Origin of the sequence: Arthrobacter sp. TB 26 (genome assembly GCF_000427315.1) — a bacterium.
In the GTDB taxonomy this organism is placed as follows: Bacteria; Actinomycetota; Actinomycetes; order Actinomycetales; family Micrococcaceae; genus Arthrobacter.
Genome location: NZ_AUPJ01000113.1, coordinates 1 through 9904, shown reverse-complemented (window position 1 = coordinate 9904; position 9904 = coordinate 1). Strand labels below are relative to the sequence as shown.

The 9904-nt window shown below is 67.8% G+C and carries 12 protein-coding genes; 5 read left to right on the top strand and 7 right to left on the bottom strand.

Going from position 1 to position 9904, the window contains the following annotated elements; genetic code table 11:
- Positions 1-193 (top strand): hypothetical protein (locus K789_RS25985; protein WP_024365542.1); only part of this gene is annotated, 193 nt, incomplete at its 5' end.
- A gap of 57 nt (positions 194-250) precedes the next feature.
- Here K789_RS25985 and K789_RS0103470 read toward each other — a convergent pair.
- From K789_RS0103470 to lysS, 3 genes are all read right to left on the bottom strand, one after another.
- A complete protein-coding gene (locus K789_RS0103470) occupies positions 251-577 on the bottom strand; it encodes a histone-like nucleoid-structuring protein Lsr2 (protein WP_024365541.1) in 327 nt (108 codons plus the stop codon).
- Positions 578-715: 138 nt separating this feature from the next.
- Positions 716-904, bottom strand: a complete 189-nt coding sequence (locus tag K789_RS0103465) for a hypothetical protein (protein WP_024365540.1) — start codon at positions 902-904, stop codon at positions 716-718.
- Between the two features lie 2 nt (positions 905-906).
- Complete coding sequence (gene lysS, locus K789_RS0103460; protein WP_024365539.1) at positions 907-2439, bottom strand: lysine--tRNA ligase; 1533 nt, start codon at positions 2437-2439, stop codon at positions 907-909.
- A 271-nt stretch (positions 2440-2710) separates the two neighbouring features.
- On the opposite strand from lysS, the gene K789_RS22185 reads away from it, so the two are divergent.
- From K789_RS22185 to K789_RS0103445, 3 genes are all read left to right on the top strand, one after another.
- Complete coding sequence (locus tag K789_RS22185) at positions 2711-3172, top strand: hypothetical protein (RefSeq protein ID WP_051180873.1); 462 nt, start codon at positions 2711-2713, stop codon at positions 3170-3172.
- Between the two features lie 47 nt (positions 3173-3219).
- Positions 3220-3846 (top strand): thymidine kinase, encoded by a 627-nt coding sequence (locus K789_RS0103450; protein WP_024365538.1) that lies wholly within the window; start codon positions 3220-3222, stop codon positions 3844-3846.
- A gap of 63 nt (positions 3847-3909) precedes the next feature.
- Positions 3910-4743 carry an alpha/beta fold hydrolase gene (locus K789_RS0103445; RefSeq protein WP_024365537.1) on the top strand — a complete coding sequence of 278 codons (834 nt, stop codon included), beginning with the start codon at positions 3910-3912 and terminating at the stop codon, positions 4741-4743.
- A gap of 94 nt (positions 4744-4837) precedes the next feature.
- Here K789_RS0103445 and K789_RS0103440 read toward each other — a convergent pair whose 3' ends face one another.
- Positions 4838-6298, bottom strand: a complete 1461-nt coding sequence (locus tag K789_RS0103440; RefSeq protein WP_024365536.1) for a DHA2 family efflux MFS transporter permease subunit — start codon at positions 6296-6298, stop codon at positions 4838-4840.
- Between the two features lie 267 nt (positions 6299-6565).
- Between K789_RS0103440 and K789_RS0103435 the strand changes: the two genes are divergently transcribed.
- The gene (locus K789_RS0103435) at positions 6566-7021 is read left to right on the top strand and encodes an SRPBCC family protein (RefSeq protein ID WP_024365535.1); all 456 of its coding nucleotides are present in this window, start codon (positions 6566-6568) and stop codon (positions 7019-7021) included.
- Between the two features lie 38 nt (positions 7022-7059).
- Here K789_RS0103435 and panC read toward each other — a convergent pair whose 3' ends face one another.
- The 3 genes from panC to K789_RS0103420 form a co-directional block, all read right to left on the bottom strand.
- Positions 7060-7956 carry a pantoate--beta-alanine ligase gene (gene panC / locus K789_RS0103430; RefSeq protein ID WP_024365534.1) on the bottom strand — a complete coding sequence of 299 codons (897 nt, stop codon included), beginning with the start codon at positions 7954-7956 and terminating at the stop codon, positions 7060-7062.
- 1 nt (position 7957) lies between these two features.
- The gene (locus K789_RS0103425; RefSeq protein WP_024365533.1) at positions 7958-8878 is read right to left on the bottom strand and encodes a Rossmann-like and DUF2520 domain-containing protein; all 921 of its coding nucleotides are present in this window, start codon (positions 8876-8878) and stop codon (positions 7958-7960) included.
- Positions 8871-9904: PH domain-containing protein (locus K789_RS0103420; protein WP_024365532.1), on the bottom strand; the 1034-nt coding region annotated here is incomplete at its 5' end. The genes K789_RS0103425 and K789_RS0103420, both read right to left, overlap by 8 nt.

The following is a 9904-nucleotide window of genomic DNA, read 5'->3' as shown; positions in this document are numbered from 1 at the left end:
GCTCGGGCCGGTCGGCGCGCTGAACCGTTCCGGGCCCGGCGCTCCCGACCAGTTGATTCCTCCGAAACGGACCATCAGCGGCGCGTCCCGGGCCCCGGGCCGCTTCATCGGCCGGCAACTGGGCTGGAACGCGCCGGCACCGGCAGCGCCCGACGGCAGACATGACAAAGCCCCCGCCAAAAGCGGGGGCTAAGTCATTGGTAATGCACCGTGGAACTGCCCCGGCGGCGCAGGGCTGGCGGCCTCGCGGCTAGGAATTCGCCTTTTGGTAGGCTTCCTGAATTTCAGCCTGGATGCGGCCGCGACTGTTTACCGCATAGCCGTTGTCACGGGCCCACTGCCGGATCTGGGCGGAGTCCTGGTTCCGTCCCGATGAAATCTTCGTGCGCGTTGCGCGGCCACTCGAAGTCTTGCGTGCGTGGCTTACAAACCGCTCAACTGCGGAGCGTAGTTCGGAAGCATTTTCCGATGACAGGTCGATTTCGTAACTGACGCCGTCAAGGCCAAACCGGACGGTCTCGTCAGCGGATCCCCCATCCAGATCATCGACGAGGATGATTTTTACTTTCTGTGCCATTAAAGACTCTCTTTCCAAAAGGATGAGTATTAAGGAAAAGCAAGGATGTAACTCCTTAAAAGTATCCTCTGCTTTATGGCAACGAGTCAAAGCGGAAAAGAGTTTCCAAAGGAAAACCCAAGGCGGAATAGCCCGCTATTAGTTCGGGTCGTTCGAATGGCCGTCGCGGCGGAGCATATCGGCCGCCGGGGCATTTTCTTCGGCTTCCGCCTGGGCACGCGCTTCGGCCTGGCGTTCGGATTTATCGGCATTGAAAATCGATTTCATGGCGAACCAGAAAATCAGGCCGACCACCACGGAGGGCAGCAATACGGCGATGTACTCCATGGTCAGTGTCCTTCGGGCTTCAGCAGCGGGAACAGAATGGTCTCGCGGATGCCGGCGCCGGTGAAAAGCATGACCAGACGGTCGATGCCCAGGCCGATCCCGCCCATCGGCGGGGCGCCGTACTCCAGCGCGCGGAGGAAGTCCTCGTCCAGCTGCATGGCTTCGACGTCGCCGGCGGCGGAGCGGCGGGACTGCTCGGTGAGCCGTTCGCGCTGGATCACCGGGTCGATGAGTTCGGAGAACGCCGTGCCGCGCTCCATGCCGCCGATGATGAGGTCCCACGCTTCAATGAGCCGGTCGTCCTCGCGGTGCTGGCGGGCCAGCGGCTGGGCGGAGGGCGGGTAGTCGTAGACAAACGTGGGGTTTAACAGCGTCGGCTCGACGAGTTCACCGAAGAGTTCCACCACGAGCTTCTCGGCATCCCAGGTGGCGTCGACTTTGACCTCGTGCTTCGCGGCGAGCGCCAGCAGTTCCGACGCCGGGGTTTCCGGGGTGATTTCCTGGCCCACGGTTTCGGAGAGTCCCGGGTAGACAGCCATCCAGGCCCAGTCGCCGTCGAGGTTGATCTCCCCGGCCTCGGTCTGCAGGACGCGGCCCACACCGGCGGCGTCGGCGGCGTCGAGAATGATTTCCTTGATCCGGTCCGCCATGACGAACTGGTCGGCCCAGGCCTCGTAGGACTCCAACGTGGTGAATTCCGGGCTGTGGGTGGAGTCCACACCCTCATTGCGGAAGACGCGGCCCATGTCGTAGACACGGTCGATCCCGCCGACGACGGTGCGCTTGAGGTAGAGCTCGGTGGCGATCCGCAGGGTCATCTTCTGGTCGAAGGCGTTCATGTGCGTCTCGAACGGGCGGGCGGTGGCGCCGCCGTGCACCAGCTGCAGCATCGGCGTTTCCACCTCGACGTAGCCCTGGCGGTGCAGGGTTTCGCGGATGGAACGCGTGATCGCGGCCCGGGTGTAGACCATTTCGCGGGCCTCGTCGCGGACTATCAGGTCCACGTAGCGCTGGCGGACGCGGGTTTCCTCGTTGAGCTCCGCGTGCAGCACGGGCAGCGGCCGCAGCGCCTTGGAAGCCATGGACCAGGATTCTGCCATCACGGAGAGCTCGCCGCGGCGCGAGGAGATGACCTCGCCCTTGATGAAGACGTGGTCACCCAGGTCCACGAGGGCTTTCCAGTCGGCGAGCGCGTCCTCGCCGATGTTGGCCAGGCTCAGCATGACCTGCAGCCGGACGGCCTTGCCGTCGAGGCCGCCCTCCTGGAGGGTCGCGAAGCAGAGCTTGCCGGTGTTGCGGATGAAGACGATGCGGCCGGTCACACCGACGACGTCGCCGGTGGTTTCGTCGGCCTGCAGGTGGGCGTACTTCTCACGGATTTCACCCAGTGAATGCGTGCGCTCAACGCCTACCGGATACGCCTCGACGCCGCGCTCGATCAGCTTGGCGCGCTTCTCCATCCGGATGCGAGTCTGCTCGCTGGCGTCGTGGGTGTCGGCGGCGGTGTTCGGGGCGGAGGTGTTTTGGGAAGTCACAATCCCCAAGTTTACCGGGGTTTCCCGCCGCGCTGGTCCCGCACGGCCATGGCCTTGTGCGGAATAGACTCAGGGCTGTGGAGACGCGGACCATCAGGACTGACGACGGCGTGGGGCACCTCGAGTTGCATTCCTTCCGCCCGGCGCCCGGCACGGCGCCGGGGCAAGCGCCGGGGCCAGGAATCGTCGTCGTGCACGGGACCCTGGTCACCGACGCCCTGTACCGGCCGTTCGCGCGGAAGATCAGCCGCCTGTTGGGCTGGAGCGTTCGGTGGCTGCCGGGCAGCTCGACGAGGCCTGGGCGCACCTGGTCCAGGGCCTTGAGACGGCCGGGCCCGTGTCCAAGCTGCCGCTGGGCGCGCTCCGGATGCTCAGCATCCTCTCCGCACGGACCAGCATGGGCGCCGAGATGCGCCAGCTGCTGCCCACCGCCGTCGTTGAGATGCGGGCGGTGTTGGACGCCGACACCGAACTGGCGGACTTCGCGGCCGTGACCACCCCCACGCTGATGCTGAGCGGCGGCTGGAGTCCGGAGTACTTCGCCGGCACCGGACGGCAGCTCGCTGACGCGGTCCCTTCGATCGAGTTTGCCGTGCTGGCCGGCCAGCTCCACGAAAGCCCGCTCCGGCCCGGAATCCGGCTTCCCCGGGCGGTCGCGAGGTTCCTGCTGGCCGGGGAAGGGAGCCTGCCGGCCCTCCCGGCGCGCAGGCGGCGGCTCAAGCTGGGCCGCTGAGGGGCGCGCCTTTACAATCGGTGGGCGACCCTTTCGAAAGGACCCCCTTGGCCAAGCTCTATTTCCGCTACGGCGCCATGAACTCCGGCAAGTCAACGGGGCTCCTGCAGGCCGCTTTCAACTATGAGGAACGCGGCCAGCGGGTCCTGCTGGCCAAGCCTGATGTGGACACCAAGGGCGACTCCGACGTCGTGTCCCGCCTGGGCATGACCCGATCGGTGGACTTCCTGATCCCGGCCGGGGCCTCCGCCCGGGAGTTGTTCACCGCCCACGCCCACGGGGACGATCCGGACGCCCTCCTGGAGCACGTCGACACCCAGCCGGTGGCGTGCCTGCTGGTGGACGAGGCCCAGTTCCTCGAACCGGCCCAGGTGGATGACCTCTTCCGGATCGCGGTCCTGGACAACGTTCCCGTCCTGGCCTACGGCATCCGCACCGACTTCCGAACCCGGGCGTTCCCGGGATCGCTGCGCCTCCTGGAGATCGCGCACACCCTGGAGGAGCTCAAGACCATCTGCCGCTGCGGCCGCAAGGCCATCTTCAATACCCGCCGGGCCGGCGACGAGGTGGTCTTCGACGGCGACCAGGTCGCGATCGACGGCCAGGACGTCTGGTACGAGTCGCTGTGCGGCTCCTGCTACCTTGAGGCCTCGGGCGGGCGGCTGGGAAACTAGCCGTCACGGGCCGTCGCGGAACCCCTACTACGCCGTAGCTGCAGGCTCGGCTAGGCTCGGAGCATGACCCGCGAGAACATCAGAACCCCCGACGGTGGAACGATCGAGCTTTTCAGCACGGGTGCCGAGCTCGCCTCGGCGGGCTCCGGCGTCGTCGTCGTTCCGGCCTCAATGGTGACCGCCGCCGACTACACCCGTTTCGCGCAGAAGCTCAGCGCTGCCCTGGGCCGCCCGGTGCACACGTTCAACCGGCGCGGACGCGGTTCCTCCTCGCCGCAGCCGGAGGACTACACCCTCGACGTCGACATCCACGACCTCGATGCGGTGATGAAGCACACGTCCAGCACGGACGTCTTTGGGCACAGCTTCGGCGGTGCGGTGGCACTGCACGCGGCACGCACGCTGCCGGTGGAACGGCTCGCCGTGTACGACCCCGCCGTCTCCGTGAACCACAGCGTCACCGCGGACTGGACCACCGAATACGAGAAGGCGACGGCGGCCGGCGACGACGACCGCGCCCTCGCCGTCCTGCTCAAAGGCCTCGAGACCGGCAGCGCCTTGTCGAGGATGCCGCTGTCCATGCTGACCCTGGCGAACAAGCTGGCCGCCGGCACCCCCATCGGCAAACAGATGCGCGAACTGATGAAGACCGGCGTCCGGGAGATCAAGGCCATCATCGCCGCCGACATGCCGGCCGAGCCGTTCCTGGAGCTGCCGCTGGAAACGCTGATCGTTGTTGGCGAGAAGAGCCCGGCGTACTTCGGCGTGGCCTGCGCCCAGATCCATGAGGTGCTCTCCGGGTCCAGCTACACGATCCTGCCCGGAATGGGGCACGACGGCGTCAACAAGGCGCCGGACAAGCTCATCTCCGAACTCAGTGAGTTCTTCGCCAGCTAACCTGAGGGGCCCGGCCCGCCACCAAAGCAACGCGGGGTCACATAGCGTCCATTCCGGTCTGCCGGACCGGCGCTATGTGACCCCGCGTTGCTTTTTAGGCGGGGTGTTCCGCTGCCGGAGTCTTCCGCATCATGGCGGCCAGCACGACGGCGGCGACGGCGATGACCGATGCCGTCAGGAACGCCGCATGCATTCCCGCGACGATGCCTGCACCGGCGGACACGACGGCGTAGATCGAGACGAGCAGCGCCGTTCCGGCGGCCCCCGCCACTTGCTGCAGGGTGCTCATGATGGCGGAGCCGTGCGAATACAGGTGCGGCGGCAGCGGGTTCAGCCCGGTGGTGAACGCCGGCGTGAAGATCAGGGCGAGCCCCAGGCTGAGGCCCACGTGCAGCGCAATAATCCAGCCGACCGGAGTGCCCGCGTCCAGCAGGGAGAACTGGAACAGGGCCACCACCAGCAGGCTTGAGCCGGTGACAGTCAGCGGCAGCGGGCCAACCTTGTCGAAGAGCCTCCCGATGAACGGGCCCAGCAGGCCCATCGCGAGGCCCCCGGGCAGCAGGGACAGCCCCGTTTGCAGCGACGTCAGCCCGCGGATTTCCTGCAGGTACAACGGCAGCAGAATCACGGCGCCGAACAGCGCGATCATGGCAACCACCAGCAGCAGCACGGACACCGTGAACATCCGGAAGCTAAATGCCCGCAGGTCCAGCAGGGGCGCCTCGGACTTCTGCAGCCGTACCTGCCGGAGAACAAACGCCGCCATGGCAATGATGCCCACGGCCAGCGCAATGATGGCGGGCGAGCCCGGGCCGCCCTGGCCGCCGCCGATCTGGCTCAGGCCGTAGACCAGGCCGCCGAAGGCGGGAACGGTCAGCAGCACGGACGGGACGTCAAGCTTGGTCTTCTCCTGTTCGCCGATGTTGGTCAGGAACCTGGCGCCGATGGCGAAAGCCGCCAGCGCGATCGGCAGGACGAAGACGAACATAAAGCGCCAGGTGAAGTGCTCGAGGATCAGTCCGGACACCGTGGGTCCCATGGCCGGCGCCACCGAGATGGCGATGCTCACGTTGCCCATTACGAAGCCGCGGCGCGCCACAGGGACCAGGGTGAGGATGGTGGTCATCAGCAGCGGAAGCATGATGGCCGTACCGCCGGCCTGGACGATCCGGGCGAGCAGGAGGACTTCGAATCCCGGCGCCAGCGCTGCGAGCAGGGTGCCGCCGGAGAACAGTCCCATGGCCAGCATAAAGACGGCGCGCGTGGACAGGCGCTGCAGGATGAAGCCGGTTGTGGGGATCACCACGGCCATGGTGAGCATAAAGCCGGTGGACAGCCATTGCACGGTGGGGGCGGTGACCCCGAGATCCACCATCAGCCGCTGGAGCGCGACGTTCATGATGGTCTCGTTCAGGATCACCACAAAGGTGGCCACCAGCAGGGTCCCGATGATGGTGACCGATTCTCGGGACATCTTCGCCGGCGGAGCAGCCCCGCCGGCAACCTGGGTCTGCGCGGGATCGCCGGGGGGCTTTGAAGAGACGTCTGTACGCATAGGGGTTCCCTCGGGGAGTTTTGGGGTGGGGTCCTGCAGCCTGGGCCGCTACTGAAGGTGCCAACCGGGAATGCGCCACGGTAATTCCCGGCTCCGGAGAAGAATTCCTGCGGGGTGCGGCCGGCGTCCCCAAGTGCCACCCCGCCAGATTCCCCGCGGGACCTTTTGCCCTACTCCCGAACGGAGTAACGGCGTTCCCTTAGAGGCAGGGAGCACCGCCGTCGCAGGCTGAATGCTGCCTCCCACCCATGATCAGAGGAGTCTTCGATGGGCCACATCAAGCAAAGCATCCAGATCGACGCGCCCGTGGACCGGGTCACGGAAATCGCGACGGATCCCAACCATTGGGCTTCCTGGTGGGTGAACCTCAGTGAGGCAAAGACTGTGGAGGGCGACGGCAGTGCCGGAACCGTGGTCAAGCACAGCTACCTGATGGCCGGTGTGCCGTTCCCGGTCACCACGCGGGTGGTCGAGAACACTCCGACCGCTTCAGGGGGCAAGCACGTGCGCATCGAATTTGAAGGCCCGCTGAAGGGCTGGCAGACCTGGGAGTACGAACCAGAAAGTAACGGCACCAAGGTATCCATTGAGATCGAATACAACGTTCCCGGGGCCGCGATCGGGAAATTCGCCGACCGCGTGCTCGTGGAACGGCTCCAGGAGAGGGCCCGGGAGCACACCTTGGAGAATCTGAAGCTCATGGCCGAGGGCCGAGCCGACTAAGAGGCGACTAGGCGCCCAGGGTGTAGGGCGCCAGCGGGTCAGGAGTCCAGCGGGACGTTGTCGATCAGCCGGACCGGGCCGACTTTGGCCGCGATGATTGCCAGGCCCTCGCCGCGGAAAGGGGTGTCCCGGCAGTTCTCAGCCAGCGGTTCGAGGGTCCGGGGATCCACCACGTCGAAATAGTCCAGTTCCACGAGCGGCTGGGACTCCACGAGCGCCTGCGCGGACTCGAGGTCCAGCGGCTGGTGGGCGTTGGCCCGTTCCTCGATCAGGCGCAGCGCCCGCGAGAGCACCAGTGCCGCCTCGCGTTCCCCTGCGGAGAGGAAGCGGTTGCGGCTGGACAGCGCCAGCCCGTCCGCGGAGCGCACGATCGGCACCGGGACGATCTCCACCGGGAAGTTCAGATCCGCCACCATGCGCTGGACCAGGGCCAGCTGCTGGGCATCCTTCTGGCCGAAATACGCCCGGTACGTCGGCAGCTCCGCGCCGGCCGCGCCCGGCATGCCGTAGTGCAGCAGCTTGGCCACAACGGTCAGGGCACCGTCGAAGTGCCCGGGGCGGGAGGCTCCCTCCCACTTCGCGGCCATCGGTCCCGCGCTGATCCGCACCGTCGGTTGCCCGCCTGGATAGACCTCCTCCACCTCCGGGGCGAAGACCAGGTCCACTCCGACGGCGTCCAGGAGCGCCAGATCCGCTTCCAGGGTCCGGGGGTACCGTTCCAGGTCCGCGGCCTCGCCGAACTGCAGCGGGTTGACGAAGATACTCACCACCACGACGTCGTTTTGTGCAACGGCGGTGCGCGCCAGCTCGGCGTGGCCCTCATGCAGGGCGCCCATGGTGGGCACCAGACCCTGCGAGGACCCGCCCTTTTCCTTGAGCAGGCGGGCGCTTTCGGCCCGGAGCCGGGCAGCCGTGGTCACGAGTTGGATCGCCAAGTTATGGGCCTTCCGTAGGGTTCGGGCCGTCGCCGTCCGGGCCCTCGAGCGCCTGGGTGATGCCGTCGAGTTGCTCCGGCTTCAGCAGTCCCCGGCGTCCGGCCCGGCGGGCGGTCGCCCGGGCCATGGCCAGGTACGCCTCCAGAATATCGCCGCCAGAGCCGCCGTCGTGCTCCCGCAGCGACTCCGCATGCGCTGCCACGGTGCCCACATCGCCGCGGGCCACCGGCCCGGTCAGGGCGGATTCGCCCGAGGCGAGCGCGTTTTCGAGCGTCGCGCGCAGCAGCGGCCCGAGCATACGTTCGGGGGCCTCGACGCCGACCTCCCGGAGCAGCTGCGAGGCCTGCGCTACCAGGGTGACGAGGTGGTTTGAGCCGTGGGCGAGGGCCGCGTGGTAGAGCGTGCGGTCGGCCTCGGCGATGGCAACGGGCTCCGCGCCCATCTCCACCACAAGGGCCTGCGCAATGGGCAGCATGGCGGCGTCCGCGGTGACCCCAAAAGTGCAGTCCAGCAGCCGGGTCAGGTCCAGGCTCATCCCGGTGAAGGTCATGGCCGGGTGCAGCGCCAGCGGGATGGCGCCCACGGCGCGGACAGGATGCAGGATCCCGACGCCGAAACGGCCGGAGGTGTGAGCCACGAGCTGGCCGGGCTGCCAGGCGCCGAGCTTCGCCAGGCCTTCCACGAGCGGGCCGAGCGCGTCGTCCGGGACGGCCAGGAGCACCAGTTCGGCGCGCTCTACGATGTCCTGCACGTCCAGCACCGGGACACCGGGAAGCAGGGCTTCCGCACGTTCCCGGCTTTCGTCCGAGACCGCGGAGACCCCGATGATCGCATGCTCCGCGCCCCGCAGCGCCGCACCGAGGACGGCGCCGACCTTGCCGGCGCCGATGATTCCGATGCCGAGTCGTCCTGGTTTAGCCATGCTGCCGCTCTTCCTGCCTGTTGGGTTCTTCGGGGTGGGACGGTTCTTCGGGGTGCGAGGGCCCAACCACGAGCGGCCGGACCTGGTCCAGCCAGTGCTCGCTGGTCTGGCGGTGGCGCGCGGCCCGGGCGCGGGACGCCTGGGCGTCCAGGAGCGCACGCCCCTCCTCCAGGCCGGCCTGGATCAGCCGGGATGACACCGGTCCGGCGGTGGTGTGCAGCACCAGGTCAACTACCCGGAAGCGACGGGCCAAGGGGCCCTGCTCCAGCGCCATCGACTGGATGCGCTGGTGCGGGACCACCACGAGGTGCCGCCACCAGCGGCCCGAGCGGATCAGCAGGGCCGTGCCCGTGGCGGTGAACCCGTTCCGCCGCCAGCCCAGGGGTGCCAGCAGCCGGGCGCGGCGCGGGGTGGTGACGAAGCCGCCGTCGTCCCGCACAGAAACCGCAGGAACCGCCGGACCTGCCGGGCCCGCAGCCGGGCCGGCCAGGCCGTTGACGCCGGCGGTGAAGACCCGCACGGGGTCCGGGGTGCCCGGGTCAGGCAGGACCAGGGCGAGCATGGTCAACACCTCGGGGAAGGTCCCTACCGGCAGCAGCGTCGTCCGGGCTGAGCCCTCGCCGTTGTCTCCCGCGGCGCCGTAGCCGGCCACGTTGACCTGGATCCGGTACCAGCCGAAGAACCGCCAGAGCGGCGGCTGGCTGACCCGCAGCGCCTGGATCCGGCCGGGCGGCAGGGTCTGCGCCTGGGTGTCCAGCAGTCCGTAGCGCAGCCGGATGCCGTCCGGGGAAATGGCGGCGGTGAAGTTGTAGCCCCTGTTGATGGAGTTCCAGTATGCGGCCACCATGCCCAGCGCGGCCGGGATCAGGAAGAGGTAGAAGCTGCGGTTCTCGGTGACGGCGGACAGCACCACGGACGCCACACCGCCGGCGACGACGACCACGCTTTGTTCGCTCAGGATCAGGGATCCGATCAGGCGCCCCGGCGGGACGGTGAGCACGGCGTGTTCGGGCGCCTCCGCGGCGG